General features: G+C 60.0%; 19 protein-coding genes. 7 read left to right on the top strand and 12 right to left on the bottom strand.

The features are described from left to right. Positions 1–355: 355 nt before the first annotated feature. The gene (locus ACZ1HM_RS05560) at positions 356–2377 is read left to right on the top strand and encodes a PhoX family protein (RefSeq protein WP_472741886.1); all 2022 of its coding nucleotides are present in this window, start codon (positions 356–358) and stop codon (positions 2375–2377) included. A 102-nt stretch (positions 2378–2479) separates the two neighbouring features. Here ACZ1HM_RS05560 and ACZ1HM_RS05555 read toward each other — a convergent pair whose 3' ends face one another. From ACZ1HM_RS05555 to tcuA, 3 genes are read right to left on the bottom strand one after another with little or no spacing between them, the layout of a single operon-like run. After that, positions 2480–2860 carry a hypothetical protein gene (locus ACZ1HM_RS05555; protein ID WP_472741885.1) on the bottom strand — a complete coding sequence of 127 codons (381 nt, stop codon included), beginning with the start codon at positions 2858–2860 and terminating at the stop codon, positions 2480–2482. Then, complete coding sequence (locus ACZ1HM_RS05550; RefSeq protein ID WP_472741884.1) at positions 2836–3549, bottom strand: hypothetical protein; 714 nt, start codon at positions 3547–3549, stop codon at positions 2836–2838. Before ACZ1HM_RS05550 ends, ACZ1HM_RS05555 begins: the two co-directional genes overlap by 25 nt. Then, the gene (gene tcuA / locus ACZ1HM_RS05545; protein WP_472741883.1) at positions 3539–4924 is read right to left on the bottom strand and encodes an FAD-dependent tricarballylate dehydrogenase TcuA; all 1386 of its coding nucleotides are present in this window, start codon (positions 4922–4924) and stop codon (positions 3539–3541) included. The genes ACZ1HM_RS05550 and tcuA overlap by 11 nt, the downstream gene beginning before the upstream one ends. A 79-nt stretch (positions 4925–5003) precedes the next feature. Here tcuA and ACZ1HM_RS05540 point away from each other — a divergent pair, with 79 nt between their 5' ends. The 3 genes from ACZ1HM_RS05540 to ACZ1HM_RS05530 all read left to right on the top strand — a co-directional run bounded on the left by ACZ1HM_RS05540 (position 5004) and on the right by ACZ1HM_RS05530 (position 7117). After that, positions 5004–5915: a LysR family transcriptional regulator gene (locus ACZ1HM_RS05540; RefSeq protein ID WP_472741881.1), complete on the top strand. Its 912-nt coding sequence runs from the start codon at positions 5004–5006 to the stop codon at positions 5913–5915. Between the two features lie 228 nt (positions 5916–6143). Beyond that, positions 6144–6560 carry a hypothetical protein gene (locus tag ACZ1HM_RS05535; RefSeq protein ID WP_472741879.1) on the top strand — a complete coding sequence of 139 codons (417 nt, stop codon included), beginning with the start codon at positions 6144–6146 and terminating at the stop codon, positions 6558–6560. Further along, positions 6533–7117 carry a DMT family transporter gene (locus tag ACZ1HM_RS05530; RefSeq protein WP_472741877.1) on the top strand — a complete coding sequence of 195 codons (585 nt, stop codon included), beginning with the start codon at positions 6533–6535 and terminating at the stop codon, positions 7115–7117. The genes ACZ1HM_RS05535 and ACZ1HM_RS05530 overlap by 28 nt, the downstream gene beginning before the upstream one ends. 46 nt (positions 7118–7163) lie before the next feature. Here the strand turns inward: ACZ1HM_RS05530 and ACZ1HM_RS05525 are convergent, their stop codons facing one another. Beyond that, complete coding sequence (locus tag ACZ1HM_RS05525; RefSeq protein WP_472741875.1) at positions 7164–8351, bottom strand: hydantoinase/carbamoylase family amidase; 1188 nt, start codon at positions 8349–8351, stop codon at positions 7164–7166. Between the two features lie 132 nt (positions 8352–8483). Next, on the bottom strand, positions 8484–9716 hold the full coding sequence (locus tag ACZ1HM_RS05520; protein WP_472741873.1) for an iron-containing alcohol dehydrogenase: 1233 nt from the start codon (positions 9714–9716) through the stop codon (positions 8484–8486). Between the two features lie 480 nt (positions 9717–10196). Between ACZ1HM_RS05520 and ACZ1HM_RS05515 the strand changes: the two genes are divergently transcribed. Next, positions 10197–11057, top strand: coding sequence for an IclR family transcriptional regulator domain-containing protein (locus ACZ1HM_RS05515; protein ID WP_472741871.1), 861 nt, complete (start codon positions 10197–10199; stop codon positions 11055–11057). A gap of 44 nt (positions 11058–11101) precedes the next feature. On the opposite strand, the gene ACZ1HM_RS05510 is transcribed toward ACZ1HM_RS05515, so the two are convergent. Then, complete coding sequence (locus ACZ1HM_RS05510; protein WP_472741869.1) at positions 11102–12013, bottom strand: bile acid:sodium symporter family protein; 912 nt, start codon at positions 12011–12013, stop codon at positions 11102–11104. Positions 12014–12178: 165 nt separating this feature from the next. Between ACZ1HM_RS05510 and ACZ1HM_RS05505 the strand changes: the two genes are divergently transcribed. Continuing rightward, complete coding sequence (locus tag ACZ1HM_RS05505) at positions 12179–13063, top strand: 1-acyl-sn-glycerol-3-phosphate acyltransferase (protein WP_472741867.1); 885 nt, start codon at positions 12179–12181, stop codon at positions 13061–13063. Positions 13064–13123: 60 nt separating this feature from the next. Here the strand turns inward: ACZ1HM_RS05505 and ACZ1HM_RS05500 are convergent, their stop codons facing one another. From ACZ1HM_RS05500 to ACZ1HM_RS05490, 3 genes are read right to left on the bottom strand one after another with little or no spacing between them, the layout of a single operon-like run. Further along, positions 13124–14020, bottom strand: a complete 897-nt coding sequence (locus ACZ1HM_RS05500; protein ID WP_472744573.1) for a metal ABC transporter substrate-binding protein — start codon at positions 14018–14020, stop codon at positions 13124–13126. A 10-nt stretch (positions 14021–14030) separates the two neighbouring features. After that, positions 14031–14366 carry a hypothetical protein gene (locus ACZ1HM_RS05495; RefSeq protein WP_472741865.1) on the bottom strand — a complete coding sequence of 112 codons (336 nt, stop codon included), beginning with the start codon at positions 14364–14366 and terminating at the stop codon, positions 14031–14033. Next, complete coding sequence (locus tag ACZ1HM_RS05490) at positions 14363–15133, bottom strand: DUF4198 domain-containing protein (protein ID WP_472741863.1); 771 nt, start codon at positions 15131–15133, stop codon at positions 14363–14365. Before ACZ1HM_RS05490 ends, ACZ1HM_RS05495 begins: the two co-directional genes overlap by 4 nt. A 57-nt stretch (positions 15134–15190) precedes the next feature. On the opposite strand from ACZ1HM_RS05490, the gene ACZ1HM_RS05485 reads away from it, so the two are divergent. Beyond that, entirely contained in the window at positions 15191–15340 is a 150-nt protein-coding gene (locus ACZ1HM_RS05485; protein WP_472741861.1) for a hypothetical protein, read from the top strand. Position 15341: 1 nt separating this feature from the next. Here the strand turns inward: ACZ1HM_RS05485 and ACZ1HM_RS05480 are convergent, their stop codons facing one another. Genes ACZ1HM_RS05480 through ACZ1HM_RS05470 form a run of 3 tightly spaced genes read right to left on the bottom strand, consistent with a single transcriptional unit; the run spans position 15342 to position 17562 of the window. Further along, entirely contained in the window at positions 15342–16316 is a 975-nt protein-coding gene (locus tag ACZ1HM_RS05480; protein WP_472741859.1) for an ABC transporter permease, read from the bottom strand. After that, positions 16313–16981 (bottom strand): ABC transporter ATP-binding protein, encoded by a 669-nt coding sequence (locus tag ACZ1HM_RS05475; protein WP_472741857.1) that lies wholly within the window; start codon positions 16979–16981, stop codon positions 16313–16315. Before ACZ1HM_RS05475 ends, ACZ1HM_RS05480 begins: the two co-directional genes overlap by 4 nt. Then, positions 16981–17562, bottom strand: a complete 582-nt coding sequence (locus ACZ1HM_RS05470) for a hypothetical protein (RefSeq protein WP_472741855.1) — start codon at positions 17560–17562, stop codon at positions 16981–16983. Before ACZ1HM_RS05470 ends, ACZ1HM_RS05475 begins: the two co-directional genes overlap by 1 nt. Between the last annotated feature and the right edge of the window lie 74 nt (positions 17563–17636).

Genomic DNA, 17636 nt, shown 5'->3' with positions numbered 1-17636 from the left:
CGCCCATACCGCTAAAAAATAAGCGTTTTTGCGAAATACAGCTGATTTTGACCTGAAAAGCTGCTGAATGCCGCTGGGGCAGTGAACATGCCAATCTGAGCACCTTCATTTACAAGAATCACCTTAAACGTGTGCTGACGTGTCGAAAACGTCATGTTTTGGCCCACGATACCGCGCCCCTTTATGCGGACCGCACCCCCATGGCCCGGGCTTGCCAGGGCCATGTCAAAGCCGGTGGTGGCACCCGGCCAGCGAATGTGTCAGCTTTCATAAAACCGCAAAGAACCACGGCTAGTCAGGCCGCGTCTGCCTTTGATCAGACACCACCACGCAATCACATGCCAGGGAGCCGCGCATGACCCGCAAAACCATCATCCAAAGTGATGAGTACGGAAACAAAGCAGAAGCCTTTGAGGCTTTCGACGACATCCCCACCAACCCCAATCTGCAAAGAACCATCGGCGATGTTATCCAAAGCCGCTATGGCCGCCGGGATTTTCTACGCGGTTCACTGGGCGTTGCGGCCACCGCGTCGCTCTTTGGTGCCACCGCGCTCACAGCCCCCCGTCAGGCTCGCGCCGCCGCGGCAGACAGCCGCTATGTGTTTGATGAATTGGCTTGGGGCAATGATGAAACCCACCACATCGCCGAAGGCTATAGCGCCGATATCCTGGTGCGCTGGGGCGATCCGATTACCGCCTCCGCCCCCGATTTTGATGTGATGAACCAAACAGCCGAGGCGCAGGCCCAGCAGTTTGGCTACAACAACGATTACGTCGGCTTTGCCGAGATTGAGCCCGGTCGCGGGATGCTCTGCGTCAACCACGAATACACCAACGAGGAGGTGATGTTCCCCGGTCTGGGCCGCCAGGACCGCGACGGCTTCAAAGGCATGACGCGCGCACTGGTCGACATTGAGATGGCAGCGCATGGCGGGTCGGTCTTTGAAATCCGCAAAGGTGGCGATGGCAAATGGGCGTTGAACCGCGACAACCCAGCGAACCGGCGCATCACGGCCAACACACCCATGACATTTGATGGCCCTGCCGCCGGGCACCCGCGCCTGCGCACATCCGCTGATCCTGCGGGCATGACGGTGCTGGGCACGCTGAACAATTGTGCGGGCGGTATGACCCCTTGGGGCACCTATCTGATGGCTGAAGAAAACTTCCACGGCTATTTCTGGAGCGATGTTGTCGATGCCGATGACAAGCCCGACATCTCTGCGCAAGCTGAGGCTGCAAGCATGAAACGCTACGGTGTGCCGGGACGCTGGTACGCCTGGGGTCAGTACCATGATCGGTTCAACATCGACAAAGAACCCAATGAGCCGAACCGCTTTGGCTATATCGTCGAAGTGGACCCAATGAACCCCGACGCCACGCCGATCAAGCACACCGCTCTGGGCCGCTTCCGCCATGAAGGGGCGGAGACCACCATCGCCAGCGATGGGCGGCTGGTGATCTATTCGGGTGACGACAACCGGTTTGATTATCAATACAAATGGGTCTCTGCCGACCCGGTGAGCGATGACAACAGCCATTTCGGCTCCACACTTTTGTCCGAAGGCACACTTTATGTGGCGCGGTTTGATCCCAACGGCACCGTGCACTGGTTGCCGCTGGTACACGGCGAAGGGCCGCTGACCGCTGAGAACGGCTTCGACAGCCAGGCTGACATCTCCATCGACACCCGGCTGGCCGCTGACGCTTTGGGGGCCACGCCGATGGACCGGCCCGAAGATGCACAGCCCGGGCCGAATGGCACCGCCTATGTGATGCTGACCAACAACAGCCGCCGCAAACCAGAGCAGGTAGATGCCGCCAATCCACGTGCCAAAAGCCGGTTTGGCCATATCATTGAGATCAAGGAAGATGGCGGCAACCACGCCTCAGCCTTTGGCACCTGGTCCATCCTGGTGCTGTGTGGTGATCCTAAGATCGAAGAGGTGGGCGCGATGTGGAACCCTGAAACCTCTGAGAACGGCTGGTTCGCCGCCCCAGACAACTGCGCGTTCGACAATGCAGGCCGTTTGTGGATTTCCACCGATCAGGGCCGCGGTTGGGGCCGGACGGGCAAGTCTGACGGGCTTTACGGGCTGGAGACCGAAGGGGATCTGCGCGGGCATTCCAAGCTCTTTTTCCGCTGCCCAGTGGGGGGAGAGCTGTGTGGCCCCTATTTCGCGGACCAATCCAAGGCGCTGTTTTTGGCCGTCCAACATCCCGGCACAGACGGGACCAAAGACCTTAAGGGCTTTGAACGCGATTCAACTTTTGAAGATCCGGCAACCCGCTGGCCGGACTTTGATCCGCAGATGCCGCCCCGGCCGTCGGTGGTGGTTGTCACAAAGAAAGACGGCGGTGTGATCGCCGTTTGATCCGAGCTTTAGGCTTTGCAGGAAAAGGGCAGCGTCACAGGACGTTGCCCTTTTTACATGACTTGGTGCCGCAGACCCGCAGGTGCCTCATGCAATCGCCGCTCACGCCCCCTCACGGCGGCGCGCCGCATCTCGGGTCAGGGCGGCCATACGGTAAAACCCATGGGCCATTTTCGAATAGGGCGTGAGCAGAAAGAACGCCAGCACACAGCCAAGATGCAGCGGCAAAGCCCAGCCCACCAGCGCCGTGCCCGTCACCGCATAAAGCAGCAGCCCCGTGGCACTGACCGCAAACAGCAACAAGACAAACGCCATCTCTCCGCCCCAGGCATTTGGGGCACCCAGCTGGGGATCAGCCTTGGTCTTGAGCCAGGCCAAACCGCCTGTGCCCAGACACAGCAACAGCCCCCCCGGCACCCCAAGAAGCTTGGGCAGGCTGAAAATCCCATAGGGCGCCGTCAGGCCAAAGCCGTAGTGCAGCACAGTGCCGCTGGATGTGGCAGCAAAGCACAGCAAAAAGCCGTAAAGCGTGGCTTGGTGAAAGTGACGGCGGGCCTGGCTAAAGCGGTCTTCGTCCTCAAAATTACACCCGTCGCCATGCCCCCCTCAAGGTTCTTCATGCGCCCTGCGGCCTGACAGGCGGACCAGATATCGGCAAGCCTGAGCGTACCGCCACCCACCTGCGCCCAATAGCGCCGCAGCGACACCGCAAGCGTGACCAGGGGCAGCACAAAGGCAGGTGCGAAAATAGCCACCATCAGCGTGTGGGGCATATAGGCGTAAAAGCCCGCCCCCTCAGCAGGGCGCAGCGCTTGGGACAGCGCAAAGATCAGGGCAAAGCCCAGCACCAAGGCCACGCCAATAGCCACCCCGGCCCGATCAAAAAGCGGCGCAAAGCCACGGGGCCAGGCCAGAGCCTGCCAACTGTCCTGGCGCACCTCAGCCAGCGCGCGCGGCAGGTTCAGGTCAAATTCATGCGGCGCTGTGTATTGGCAGGCATAATAACATCCCCGGCAGTTGTGGCACAGGTTGGCCAGCTGCGTCAGGTCGCCGTCCGCAAATGCGCGGTGGGCATGCAACGCCGGAAAGACTGAACAATAGCCTTCGCAGTACCGACAGGCATTGCAAATCTCGGCCTGGCGACGGGCCTCTTGAAGGGCATCAATTTGCATAAGCGGCGGCCTCCTGTCCCGCGATGCGGCCAAAAACGGTGCCGATGGTCATGCCGAAGCCAGCCAAATACCCCTGCCCCAAGATGGATCCCGCCATCGTTTCCCCGGCGGCCCACATGTTGCGCACTGGTCGGTTGCCCACAGCGCATTGCGCGCGTTCATCCACCTTCAAACCAAGGTAGGTAAAGGTCACGCCCGTGCGCAGCGAATAGCCGTAAAACGGCGGTTCTGTAATCGGGCGGGCCCAATTGCTTTTGGGCGGTGTCAGCCCCGTTGTGGCCACGCCGTCCAACTCAGTGGGGTGAAAGGCGGATTGATCGCCGCAAGCTGCGTTGAACTGATCTACCGTAGCGCGCAGCGCAGCAGGCGGCAGGCCCATCTTCTCAGCCAGGGCTTCAATGCTTGGGGCCTCAATCGGCGGAAAGACAGAGGGCATGAACAGGTTCAAGGCCTTTGCGTCAATCACGACATAGCCCACCTGATCAGGCTGCCCCGCAACCAACCTGCCCCAGATCGCATATCTTTTGGGCCAGACATCTTCGCCTTCGTCATAAAAGCGTGCGCCCTCTTTGTTGACGACAATGGAAAACGGCACGCAGTCCAACCGCGTCACGATCCCGCCGTCAAATTTTGGCGCGCGCCCGTCGATGGCAACCGCGTGGCATTGGGTGGGGTCTCCGACCTGCTCCACCCCCTGATCCAACAGATCCGCCAACACCGCGCCGCGGTTGTAGGGCGTGCCACGGATGAGAAAGTTCTTGGCCGCAGGCCCCCAGGCCCGCGCCAGCCAATCGGTATCAGCCTGAAACCCGCCCGAGGCGATCACCACTGCCTTGGGTGAAACGCTGTGCGTTGCCTCCCCTTGGGAATAGTCGATCCGCGTAATCTCCCCCTCATCCAGTTCCAGGTGCGTGACCGGTGCGTCATAGCGCACCTGAACGCCCAGCGCCTCAGCCGTCCGGTAATAGGCGTTCATCAGGCCTTTGCCCCCGCCGAGGAAAAAGGCGTTGGTGCGGGCCAGGGACAAGGTGCCGGAAAGGGAGGGTTGAAACCGCACACCGTGGGCTTCCATCCAAGGCAGGCAGGCCTCAGAAGACCGGATCGCCAGCCGCGCGAGGGCTTCGTCGGTTTTGCCACCCGTCACCTTGATCAGATCGTCAAAGTATTCGTCTTCGGTGTAGCTGTCGATCAGCGGGCCAAGTGGTCCGTGGTGCATACAGCGAAAGTTGCGGGTGTGGCGAGAGTTGCCGCCGCGATAGGCTTTGGGTGCGGCCTCCAGGATCAGCACCTGCGCGCCCGCCTCCGCCGCAGTCATGGCCGCGCAAAGAGCCGCGTTGCCGCCCCCGATCACAACGATGTCTGGCTCTTGTGGCATCAATCCTCCTTTTGCTGATTGGGGTATAGGGCGTGAGGTTTGATTTGACTAATGCACCTTTCAGTAAGATTATTCCGTAATGCGCATTAATTTCGATTTCGGCGATCTGGAGGTCTTTCTGGCCGTCCATAAAGCGCGGTCATTCCACCGCGCTGCTGAACAGCTGGCCCTGTCCCAAACCTCTGTCACGCGCAGAATACAAAAACTGGAAGAGGCGCTAGGCACCCGGCTTTTTGACCGTACCACACGTGAGGTGCGCCCGACGCTGGCTGCAAAACGGCTACAGCAGCGGGCTGAGAGCATTTTGGAGGACACAGAGGACACCGTGCTGGCCCTGCGCGATGAAAGTGCAGCCCATGCCTATCAACGCACCCAGAACGTCACGGTGGCGGCCATCCCAACCGTGATCACCGCGCTACTGGCCCCCGCACTGCGCCAGCTTAGATCAGCCGGGCAAAACCCACGATTGCAGCTGTTGGATATGTCCGCCAATGGCGTGGCCGAAGCGGTGGCCAGTGGGGAGGCGGATTGGGGCATTGGTTCGGTGCCGATGCTAGAGCCTTTGACGGAATTCACGCCGCTCTTTGACGATGCCATCGGCCTGGCGATGCCACCTGATCATCCACTTGCCACGCGGGCGGCGGTGCCCTGGTCTGCCTTAACCGAGGTGCCATTGATCCTGCCCGCACGGGGCACAGGGAACCGGCTGATGATGGATGAAGCCTTGGCCCGCGAACAGCGCCCCTTGCGTTGGGATGTTGAAGTGGGCCGCACCACCACTGCGCTGGCCTTGGTCGCGCGCGGTCTGGGGCTGGCCCCGGTCCCCAAATTGGCGATGACCGATCCCGCGCCGCTTGGGCTGCGGTGGCGTGTCTTGCAAAGCCCTGAGGTGTCACGGCCGGTTGGGCTGATCACCCGCCACGGCCAGACGAACACACCCATCGCCAAGGCCTTGCTGGAGGCCGTCAAAGGCGTGGCCGCAGGGCTTTAGACAGGCCCTGCCGCTGATCCGCCGGGCCTGTGTGTTCCGAAGATGCCCCCGTGGGCTCCGGCCAAGGTATTGGGCTTTGCGTCACAGGCGCTTAGCATCAGTGGTCTTGCCGCCCCTCGCACACACGCCATCCGTTTGCCGCCGTCACCCTTCCCTCAAAGCACAAAACCGAAGCGCCATGGCGGTTTTGTGCAGGCAAGGCCCCGCCGCTTCTGTTAGCGCAAAGGCATGAGCACACAGCCCAACACCTCCCTTGCTGGCATCTGGTTTATCCTGGCTGGCATGTTCGCCATCTCGCTTAACGATATGCTGATCAAAGGCTTTTCGGGCGCATACCCCTTGCACCAGCTTGTTTTCACCCGCTCGGCCATCGGGCTCGTTTTCTCATTGGTGATCGTGCAATGGGAGGGCGGTTGGTCCATCCTGAAAACCAAACGCCCCGTGATGCATACGGTGCGGGCCCTGATGATTGTTGTGTCAAACATGACCTTCTTTGCCGCCATCGCGGTTTTGCCGCTGGCAGAGACAACGGCGCTCTTTTTGCAGCCCCCCTGTTTATCACCCTACTGTCGATCCCGGTTCTGGGCGAACGTGTCGGCTTTTTGCGGATCAGCGCCGTGCTGTTGGGTTTCTTGGGCGTGCTGATCATGCAGCGCCCCTGGCAGACGATGGGCGGCGGTGATGTGAACCGCCTGGTGTTGCTGCTCCCGGTGCTGTCGGCCCTGACCTACGCCATCAACCAGGTCATGACCCGCAGGCTGGGTGTCACCTCCAAGGCCTCAGCCCTTGCGGTCTATATCCAGGTCACCTTTATCGTCGTCTCAATGATCTTTTATGTCAGCGTCGGCGACGGACGTTTTGCCGAGCGGTTTGAAAACCCTGCAATGACGTTTCTGTTGCGGGCCTGGACATGGCCCGCGGATGCCGATTGGCCCTTTATGTTCGGGCTTGGGATGATCAGCGCGACCGTCGGCTATTGCCTCAGCCAAGCCTACCGGCTGTCTGATGCTGCCACTGTGGCCCCGTTTGAATATGTCGGGCTGCCGTTGGCCGTGTTTTGGGGGTTCATCATGTTCGGTGAATGGCCCGATACGGCGATCTTTGTGGGGATCTTGCTGATCATCAGCTCGGGGCTTTTCGTCTTTTTCCGCGAACGTGCGCTGCAACGACGCATCACGCGTCCAACCAACATGCGCCGATAAGCGTGCATTGCGAAAGAAGGTTGGCGTGCGCCTTCCTGGCAGAGGGCTAGAACGCCACACCAGCCGCGTGGGCCAACACTTTCAACCCGGCCACCAAATCCGCCTCCTCCGTGTCTTCTTCAAAAGCGTGGCTGATCCCGTCAATTGAGGGCACGAACAGCATCGCGACAGGCAGATGCCGGGCCACGTTGGTGGCGTCATGCAAGGCCCCCGACGGCATCCGCCGCCACTTGCCCGGTGCCACTGCCTCGGCCCCCGCCTCCAACCTGCGGCGCAAGGCGGGGTCCATCGCAACGGGCTCCAGCCCCAGCAGCGGGCCCATCGCCACCTCCAAGCCCATCTCATCCGCGACCTCGTGCAATGTCGCCTCAATCACCTCTTGCATGCGCGCCAGACGATCCGTTTCAGCATCGCGCCACTGCATGGAGAACCGCACCTGCCCCGGCACGATTGATGAAGCGTTTGGCGTGACATCGACATGGCCAATTGTCCAAACCGACTGCGGCGTGACGATGTTGCGCAGCCGCGTGTTCAGCCTGGTGCTAAAGGCGGCAAGCCCCTGAAACGCGTCCCGCCGCAGCGCCATCGGCGTTGTGCCTGCGTGGTTCTGTTGACCGCGAAGCGTTATCACCCGGTCGCGTATCCCCACAATATCGGTGACCACGCCAATCTGCTCGCCTGCTGCATCCAGGGCGGGGCCTTGTTCAATATGCAGCTCAATGAAACCGGTGAACGCGTCGGCAGGCACCTCAGTCACCGCGCGGGGGGCTAACCGGGCGCGGGCCTCTGCCAGGGAAACGCCCGCATGATCCACAAATCCATCCGCTTGGGACAATGGCACCTGCCCTGCCCAAACCGCAGAGCCTGTGGTGACGCCGAACCGCCCCTCTTCATCTTGAAAGGACACGACAGAGATGGCCGGGCCGCCGCTTTCTTGTGCTGCGCGTGCCACCTCAAGCCCGGCGATGACGCCAAGCGCACCGTCCAGCCAGCCGCCCGTGGGCTGGCTGTCAGAGTGTGAGCCCAAAAGCAGCGATGGCCCTTCCGCCAGGCCGAAAAGATTGCCCATTGCATCGAACTGCGGGCGCAGCCCGGCCTCGGACATGCGCTGCGCCAGCCAATCCCGCGCCTGCAGGTCCGGTTCTGAATAGGCCGGGCGCACAACACCCTGCCCCTGGGCCCCAAAGCCGCGCAGGGTGTGCAGATCGGACAAAAACCGCGCAGGATCAATCACAGGCCTCTCCTTTTTCAGGTTCGGTGCAGCCTATGAAAGGCACGGCGGAATGAGAAGCCCCGCAGGCCTTTGCCAGCCCGCGTCTGGTTTTAGGATGTTACGCCCCGTGCAAGAGCGACACGGCTTTGCGCCCTAAAACCCGGCGTACATGCTCTGCCAATAGGCGCGGCTGTCGGATTTCAGCATGGCGCGCGGATTGCCTTCACGCGGGTACATCGCCAGCGTCTGATCGGCCAGATCATTCAACCGGGCCTTTTCAATCCCCCAGTCCGCCAGAGTTGTGGGCAGGCCCACATCATCCATCAAGCTTAACACCGACGACGCCAGCTTGGATGTCGGCGCCGCCCGTGACCGGGACGGCAGCCCCAGCGCTTGGGTAATGCGCGCATGTTTGTCCGCGCAAGCGGGTTCATTGAACTCAAGCAAGTAGGGCAGCCCCAAGCCGCATCCCACCCCATGCGGCGTGGGTTTTTCCATTCCGATAATGTAAGATACGCTATGCGCCCAAAGCGCCCCGGTGAGGTTAAAGCTCATCATCGCGAGGGCCGAGGCCACCAGCATATCATAGCGCGCCTCAAGGTTTTTTGGATCCTGCACCGCAGGCTTCAACGCCTTGCCGATCAGCGAAATCGCCCCGAGCGACAGGGCATCGTTCATCGGACCCGCGTTCTTATGCGTCATCGCTTCTATGGCGTGGGTCAGCGCATCAATGCCGGTGGCAGCGGTTACCGATTGTGGCATCGACACCGTCAACAGCGGGTCCAGAATGGCGATGTCCGGCACCAGCAGCGGGTCAGCCATCAGCCGCTTTTCCTTGCCCTCACAGATCACGCCAAAGATGCTGACCTCACTCCCGGTGCCTGCGGTGGTGGGCACCAGGAAAAGCGGCAGGCGCGCGGCGCGCCCGCGCGAGGCGGGATCGGTGACATAGTCCGTGCTGGAGCAATCGAGGCCCAGACCAACCGCCACAACCTTGGCCACATCCATGGCACTGCCGCCGCCGATGCCAACCACACCGGTGACCGCATGTGCGCGGCCCAGCGCCTCTGCCGCGACGGCGTTTTTTAAATCCGGTTCAGGATCGACATCCGTAAAGACCAACACCTCATGGCCCGCCTCCTCCAGGATGCTCTTGGCGAAGGCAACACAGCCCAAGCCGCGCAACACCTCATCGCTGATCAACAAGACGGGTCCGGCCCCGACAAAGCGAGTGACCTGTTGACCTAAAGACCGCAGCGCACCCAAAGCATAAACAACGCCAGCCCCCGCTGCCGATCCAGGCACCAGTAGGTTCTTTTGCTGTTTCAGATGTTCAGACGCGCCGCCCAGAAGCGCATCATACTGATCTTCAAATGAGCGTTTCATGGTCATGGCTCCTTCTTGCTGCTCTGTTGATCCGCCACAAAACTGGTCATTCATACAAATTTCCATCGCTGTTTAACTGTATCGACCTGATGTGCCTCACCAATTCGATCAATTTGCCCGGGCATGCACTGCACTTTCACTGACATGTGGGCCTCCAACATCTGCACACTAAGTGACGGCTCAAATTACGATAAATACGTAATTTTTTCTGGACGTTTGCACAGATATTTTGTTTTGCATATCTAGAGAAATTTCGCATTGTGAAATAAATGCTTCAAAAGGTACAAAAATGCCATACTTTGAAAGTTATTAAAGATCCCTTAAGGTCCGCTAGGGGCCGATGGAGCACAAGTTCGTGATGAGTAATTGTACGTTTGACCAAGTCTTGAGAGTTCAGCCGGCGCTGTCTGCTTCGTGGGTGCCACACCTGTCCGGCCCGCGCCGCGCCATCCATAACGCATACCACAGAGGGAGACCCGAGTGACTGCCAGCCAACTGGATCTTGAAGACCGCTCTCACCAGAAAAAGATGTCCTACAAACCCGTCGCCGCCGCGCTTCGGGTTCTTGAGGTGCTCAGCTCCGTTAACCGGTTGAACGGCACCGCCAGCGTCAAAGAGATTCACCAGCAAACTGGGATCGATAAGGCCACGATCATCCGTATGCTTGAGACGTTGATGACCGGGGGGTACGTCAGCTATCAACCCGATGCCCGACAATACGACGTCACCGGCAAAACGCTGATGCTCAGCAGCGCCTATGACCGGCACAAATCCTTTGGCGACATCGCACAGCCCTTTCTAAACGCGCTGAATGAACAAGTGGGATGGCCCTCTGATATGGCGATCCCGGATGGCGATGCGATGCTGATCATCGAAACATCGCGCGTTGCGGGCCCCTTGTCGTTCAACCGCTCACCTGGGTTTAGGTCGCCCATGCTGGGGACCAGCCTGGGGTTGGCCTATCTGGCGCATTGCCCGGCTGAGGAACGCAATCGCATCGTTGCCCGGCTTCAGCATGATCCGGCTCCCTGGAATGAGATTGCATCAGACCCTGTAAAGCTTGATGAAAAGCTGGCGATGATCCGCGAAAACGGATTTGCGATTATGGAAAAGGATTATTCCAAGCTGGAATATGTCCGCCTCGTCTCCACTTTCGGCGTGCCGATCATGCATGATGGTCAGCTTTACGCCACGCTCAACGTTCTTTATCTCAAACGGGTGATGTCAGCAGAACAGGCGCGCGACGAGCTGTTGGCACCGCTCACGCAGACTGCCGCGAAGATGGGCGAGGCTTTGGCCCAGCGGCTCAGAACACCTGAGGCGGAGTGCAGCATCACCTGACTTTGCGCCCTCACCCTCTTGCCCGTTCGCGCAAGATTGGCAGATCACGCGTTGGCACCCTGTGGCGCTCTTCTGGCCATGAACGAGGCCAGCAGGATGCCCGAGATGATGTGCCACATCCCCCACATCGCGGCGACCACCGCCATTCCGCCTAAGCCGTCAAAAAAGCCAAAGATCAGGATCAGGCCAAGCCCTGAATTCTGAATGCCTGTTTCAATGGTGACGGCGCGGCGGTCAAAAGACGACAGACCCGCCAGCGATGCCACCGTGAAACCAGCCCCCAGTGCCAGCGCGTTGTGCACCAGCACCAGACCAATCACGACGGCTTCTGACTCCAGGAACAACGCCCAATTGGCCGCCAGCGCCAAAACGATAAAGCCGATGAAAATTGCCATGGACAGGTATTGCAGCGGCCTGCGCAACCGCTCAGCAACCCTTGGTCGGGAGACGTTGAGAAAGATGCCGATCATCAGCGGCAGGATCAGCATAAACCCCACGGTGATCGCGACAGACACCGGATCAATCGCCGTGGCGCGCAAAATCTCACGTGTGGGCGCATAAAGACTGCCCCAGAACGCCACATTGGCGGGTGTCAGAACAATGGCGGCCACGGTGGCAAAGGCGGTCATCGACACCGACAATGCGGCATTGCCGCGCGCGCGGTGAGTGATGAAATTTGAGATCGTCCCGCCCGGACAGGCCGCCACAAGCATCAATCCCAGAGCAATGGAGGGTGCCGGTTGTATCACAAGGACCAGGCAAAAGGTCAACGCAGGCAACACGACGAACTGTGAAAAGAGCCCCGTCAGCACCGGCTTGGGCGCGCGCATCAGTCTGGAAAAGTCGCTGGGCCGCAGCTCCAACGCGATGGAGAACATCACCACCGCAAGGATCATATTAAGGATGGTCAGGCTGGTTGCTGAAAAATTCAGTGTGACCGCGTCAATGTCCTGCATTTGTGACCTCAACACTTTTCCTGCGCCCGCAGCACTGCCCGGTGATCTTGCAGTTGCATCCGGCGGTGCGGCTCATGCAACGCTGAACGGGACCGTATGTCAATCATTGCATCCAGTGCCCGAGTTGTGGAACCTGCGACCAAGGATAGATGAGCGAGCTTTGCGTTGAACAAACCTGTTACCGATCCACTGGATGAGTTGCTGCGCGCCCGTCTGCGCATCCCCCAAGGGGCCGATCTGCGGCTGGCCACCCTGCGCTGGGTGATGGGTGCAATTGACGCGGCCAACCGGCTGACCACGGGACAGGCGTTTTTTGCCCTCAAAGAAACGAAAGAAATGCTGATCACGCTGGATGGGCGCACGGGCACAGATCTGATCAAAGCGCTGCTTGGCATGAAAGGCGGCACCAAGATCACTGCCCACGGGCTGGAACATGTGCCTGAAACCGGAGCCGTCATCATCGGCTCAGCGCACCCTATCGGGACGTTCGACTTTATTGCCCATGCCGGTGCCTTACTGGATCGTCGGCCTGATCTAAAGGTTGTCGCCGGGCGCGAAGCGGAGCGTTTTCTGGGCACTGAACGTCTGATCCCTGTTGATCTGGACCGCAAGGACCGTGTGCTGACGGTCCGGCAAACACTGAACGGCATGCGCGCGCAGTTGCACCAAGGCGGTGCGCTACTGGTGTTTGGCTCTGGCCGGGTGCCGCGCCGGGAGAACGGGGTGTTGGTTGAGCCGGCTTGGCGCAACGGCATCACGCGTATGTCGGTGGAATGTGATGCCCCGATCGTGCCCGCCTCGCCTAATATGCAGAACTCAAACCACTATTACCGCACCAGACGGCTCGCAGCACTTTTGAGCGGGGGGAACGATGAATTTGGCCGGAGGGTGGCCTCTTTGCGCTATGCGTCAGAGCTTTTTGCCAAACTGGGGGGAAGCTATGATGTGCACTATGGCCCGATCCAGCCCAGCGGCACGCCAGCGGATGTTTTGCAACAGCTGGCCGAGGGGCTGGTCCCTGATCTTTATGGCCCCCCTGCCGCGCGATAGCGCTGGGATCACCCTTTGGGATTGAGGGCGACCGTCCTGCCGCATTCGCGCGCGGGGATGTTACTCGCCCTTCACACGGCCCATTGCGGCAGAGAGATTGCCTGCGGCTTCCGCAAAAGCGGCCAGAAAATCCAGCGTACCGGTTTGATGCGCAAGGGGACCAAACATCACGCTCTCCAGCCCCAATGCTGCAGAAACCTCCAGCGCGGCCTCTGGCGGCGGACCTTCCCAAATCAGGATGCGCGCCCCGGTTTGCGCCACAAGAGATTGAAGATCTGCACGCTCTTCTTCGGAGGGCATGGCACCTGCTTCCCACTCAAGTGCCGCGATGCTTAGCCCGTAGCGGCGCGCGAAATATTGATACCCGGGATGCGTCGCCACCACCGCGATGCCCGCGCTTTCGGCCAAGTCGCGCTGCACCATCTGATCCAGCGCATCCAGATCGCCGCGCAGATCCGCCAATCGGGCGTCAATGTCACTGGCCGCAATGCCTTTGACCCGTTTGAGTGCGGCCGCAATCGCCTCTGCCTGGGTGGCGGCCAAGCTCAGATCCAGCCAGGTGTAGGAGGCCAGACCCTCATGCGAATGCTCCCCGCCATCGCCGTGGCTGTGGGTGATGGTTTCGGTCACGATGAACTGGTCCTTGATCGCGGCTGCGGTGTTGACCACCTTGGCGCGCGGCAAAGACACCCGGTCAACCCAGGTGGCAAATCCTGCGCCGTTCAGCACGATCAAATCGGCAGACTGGATCATGCTGATGTCCGCGATGGAGGGGCGCCAAAAGGACGGATCGACCTCTGCTGGCACCGGGAACACGACCTCTGCGTCGCTGCCAACCAACCGCTCTGTCAGGTACTGTAGCGCATAGTTCACCGCGACCACGCGCGGACGCTCCTGGGCTGTGGCCATTGCCGCCGTGCTCAGCAACAAAAGGCAGGCCGCGAAGGCTCTGAACACACTCAAGCTGCTAGCTCCCACAGTTGCGCGCGATGTCCTCAGGGGTGACAATCCAATAGTTGTCATGCGTGCCGGTGCTGACCTCAATCACCACGCCACCTGAGGGATCAATGCTATCAAGCGGCACAAGCACGGTGCCGTCTGGTTGCAGCGGCAAAGATGTCATCAACTTATTTTCACCGTCCAACACCCGCACATCCCCCTGCTGGGCGATTTTGCCGTTGGAAAACTTGGCCTCCACCGTGACGGCCTGACAATCAACCGACGCAAAGACCACAAGCTGGTGGGCGGCCACACCAAAGGGGGCACCCACCAGAAAGAGGGCAAGGGCTGCGCCCCGGATCACTTGCCGGTCCATTCTTCAAAATGGACCCAGATCACAGCCCCCAGCTCAACCGCCTTGTCTTCGCCGTCCTGCGGCAGTGTGTAGTCTGCGGTGTTGAGCGCGGCAAACCCCCACCACCCGTCAGAGGGTGGCGCATAGGTAAAGACGCCGTTTGCATCCGCCTTGACGGTCTGGGTGATCATCAACTCATCCGGCACCGTGGCCCCAGCCCCGTCGTTGAAAAACTCAACCTCAACCTCGGCATAAGGCACGGCAGTGCCGTCCATCTTGACGATGCCTTGAAACACGTTGTGCTCCCACAAGCCAAAGGGTTTGGACAGCGGCACAATCTCGGTCTTAAGACCCAGCTCTGTGTCCCACCCCTCATCATCGCCGTACGCTGTCACATAGGTCTTGGTGTAGTGGATGATGAACGCATCCTCAGCGGGTTCCCAATAGGGCTGCGGCTCCATCGCAAAGATATAGGTCCCGGGGCGGTCCAATGGGTAATTCAGCGTATAGCCTTGATCCTGCATCACTGTGGCGTCTTGCAAGCCGCTGAGCAGATCGGTGGTTGTGCCCTCATGGGTGACGGAAAAAGCCACCGGCTTGTCCAGCATCATCCCGTCCAGCTCAAAGGGATGGGAAAAGGACATGGTCAATGCAACGCTGCGGCCATCCTCTTGGCTGATCATCGGGTCGTTTGGAATGATCATTCCGTAATGCGCCAAGGCAGGCGTGGCCGCGATAAGCGCTGCCAGTGAACATGCGGTGATATATCGTTTCATAAAGCCTCCTGGAGTTAGCTTCCCAAAGCCAACAGCCACGTCACCCAAGCTTCCGCATTGCGCGACACCACTGCTGCGCTGAGCCCTGCAAGTGTCATTGAGATCAACAGTAATGTGGCTGTCTCTGCTGACAAGAGCCGCAAGACCATTCCGCGCCGCGCGCCCAGCTTTACAGCCGTCGCGATTTCCTTGGCGCGCAACCGGTAGCTTAAAAAACAGCCAACCCAATGGCGGCAACCGCAGCCACCGCGATGATCGCCGTCACCACATCCAGCAGCGATTTGATGCGAAAAATCCGGTCAACCAATCCTTGAATGACCTGCGCGGGCGCAATGAGCTGCGTGGGCCCTTCGGTATCCAGATAACGCCCCTTCAGGATGGTACTGGCGCGGGTGTCATGCGGCACGACAATCACGGCGGATGCGGGAAAGTCATCCTGACTGCCGTGAAAATGAAAGCTGTCGATATTGTCTTGCGTGATGCGCTGGTATTGAACCACCGCCGCATTGGCCAACGCGGCAGTTCCTGCGGCAACCTCTGCTGAGGTCACGACATCTTCGTGCCCGTGTCCGATGCCCTGGATCACCCAAGCGGTTTTGATGTCCACAAAGATCGCCGCGTCATCGGCGGTGTTGGTTCTGGCCAGAACGCCCACGATTGGCATTTCCAGCGGATAGACACCATCAAGGTCAAAGAGGTTCTCAGGCGCCGACACCAGCGTGTCCCCCACCCCTTTGCCCAGGCTTTCCGCCACCTCTGCGCCAATCACCGCATCCCCAAGGATGGACAGGCCGCGCCCCCTGGCAAGTGCAAGCGTGCGGAAATCGAAATAATCGAGGCTGGTGCCAACAATGCGAAACCCGCCAGAGGAAAACGCCGTATGCACCGGGATCGGGATGCCCAAGCCACTGTCCCAGACCGCTTCCACCTCTCGCATGGGGACCGGATCGGGCTTTTCTTCCGAAAAATACAGCGCCGCCATCGTCAGATCAAGCTGTGAGCCACGGCTGCCCAGCAATAGCGGCGTGGCCTGCCCCCGCGCCACCAACGCGCGTTCGCTGGTGGACAGCAGGGTTTGTGTGGCCACGGGCACAAACATGATCAGCGCCGCCACCAGCACCAGCACAAGGCTGCGCGCCCAATGATAGCGCAGGTAGGCAAAGGCGAGATACAGCGCGTTCATGCGCTGGCCCCTTCGCGAAACTGGGCAAAATCCAACACCCGTTCAAAACGCGGCAGCAATTCGTGATCATGGGTCACAGCCAGAACCGCCGCACCGGCCAGCGATGCCTGCTCAAACAACAGATCCAGAATGCGCGTCTTGCTTTCAGGATCCAGATTGCCCGTGGCTTCATCCGATAAAATCAGCTTGGGCTGAGTGATAAGCGCCCGGCAAATCGCCACGCGCTGTTGTTCCCCTTGGCTAAGGGCGGTGGGGTGGCGGTCCAGCTTGTCGCCGATCCCGCAAGCTGTGGCCAAAGCCTCTGCCCGCGCGCGCACCTCAGCTGTGAGGGTCAGCGCTGGCGTGATCCGGTAGGGGTAGAGGATGTTCTGCCGCGCAGGCAGATAATCAAGCAACGCGAAGTCCTGAAAGACGAACCCGATCTGCGACGCCCTGAACTTGCGCCGCGCCGCATCTGACAGCTGCGACACATCCGTGCCTGCCACGTCAATGCGCCCGGTCTCAGGGCGTAGGATGCCCGCAATGAGGTTCAGCAGCGTTGTCTTGCCGCTGCCGCTTGGACCCACAATCGCAACGCGCTCTGCGTTTTGCAGCGTAAATGCCGGGACGCGCAGCCGAAAGCCGTCTGCACCGTATCCGAAAGTCAGGTTTTCAATCTCAACCATCAGTTCGTCTGCGGAGCTTCAAACGTCTCCCCCGCCGCGTCCCGGTTGACGTCCAAAAGATCAAAATCAGTGATGCGCCACGCCCCCTCAACCGGGCTCACCATCAGCTTGGCCCGGTAGGTATTGCCCCGCACATGCAAATGCTCCGCATGGCCAACGGTGCCAATGACCTGCCAAGAGGCATCAAGCAGTAAGCTGGTGTGCTGGCGCAACACATCGGTGGCCAAAAGCTTGATCTCATGAATGGTCTGATCCGCTTCTTCCAGGCCGCCACCGGCCATGGCACCGACCCGCTCAAGATAGAGATACTCCAGCGCGCCCGCGTGGGTTACTGAGGCCAAGGTGTCATAGATCGCGTCTTCTTGGGTTTCGGCAAACGCCTCATAGACCACAAGCAGCAGCGCCGGGGTCAGCCGCCAGAATTCCTCGCGCGCCTGCTCAATCGTCAAAGGCTCAAGACCGGGGGCCGCATAGGCCGCCGTCTCATCCGTCTTTGGCCCACCCGACAACATCATAAATGTCACACCCGCAATCGCGGCTGCGCTGCAAAGGGCGGCAAGTTTGGCCAGGCGGCCCATCATGTGTTTCCCATAAAATCAAAGCACTGAGCTGCAAGGTGTGCGACTTCGATCTGAACTGCAAGCCAGAAGATCGC

It is taken from the genome of Sulfitobacter sp. GN1-4, assembly GCF_055693825.1.
This window is presented reverse-complemented; position numbering and strand designations above follow the sequence as displayed.

Excerpts from the sequence above, each read along its gene's own strand:
- ACZ1HM_RS05480 (WP_472741859.1), bottom strand. The coding sequence starts at position 16,316 with ATGAACGCGCTGTATCTCGCCTTTGCCTACCTGCGCTATCATTGGGCG.
- ACZ1HM_RS05560 (WP_472741886.1), top strand. The coding sequence starts at position 356 with ATGACCCGCAAAACCATCATCCAAAGTGATGAGTACGGAAACAAAGCA.
- tcuA (WP_472741883.1), bottom strand. The coding sequence starts at position 4,924 with ATGCCACAAGAGCCAGACATCGTTGTGATCGGGGGCGGCAACGCGGCT.
- ACZ1HM_RS05520 (WP_472741873.1), bottom strand. The coding sequence starts at position 9,716 with ATGAAACGCTCATTTGAAGATCAGTATGATGCGCTTCTGGGCGGCGCG.
- ACZ1HM_RS05540 (WP_472741881.1), top strand. The coding sequence starts at position 5,004 with ATGCGCATTAATTTCGATTTCGGCGATCTGGAGGTCTTTCTGGCCGTC.
- ACZ1HM_RS05510 (WP_472741869.1), bottom strand. The coding sequence starts at position 12,013 with ATGCAGGACATTGACGCGGTCACACTGAATTTTTCAGCAACCAGCCTG.
- ACZ1HM_RS05475 (WP_472741857.1), bottom strand. The coding sequence starts at position 16,981 with ATGGTTGAGATTGAAAACCTGACTTTCGGATACGGTGCAGACGGCTTT.
- ACZ1HM_RS05470 (WP_472741855.1), bottom strand. The coding sequence starts at position 17,562 with ATGATGGGCCGCCTGGCCAAACTTGCCGCCCTTTGCAGCGCAGCCGCG.
- ACZ1HM_RS05535 (WP_472741879.1), top strand. The coding sequence starts at position 6,144 with ATGAGCACACAGCCCAACACCTCCCTTGCTGGCATCTGGTTTATCCTG.
- ACZ1HM_RS05490 (WP_472741863.1), bottom strand. The coding sequence starts at position 15,133 with ATGAAACGATATATCACCGCATGTTCACTGGCAGCGCTTATCGCGGCC.
- ACZ1HM_RS05550 (WP_472741884.1), bottom strand. The coding sequence starts at position 3,549 with ATGCAAATTGATGCCCTTCAAGAGGCCCGTCGCCAGGCCGAGATTTGC.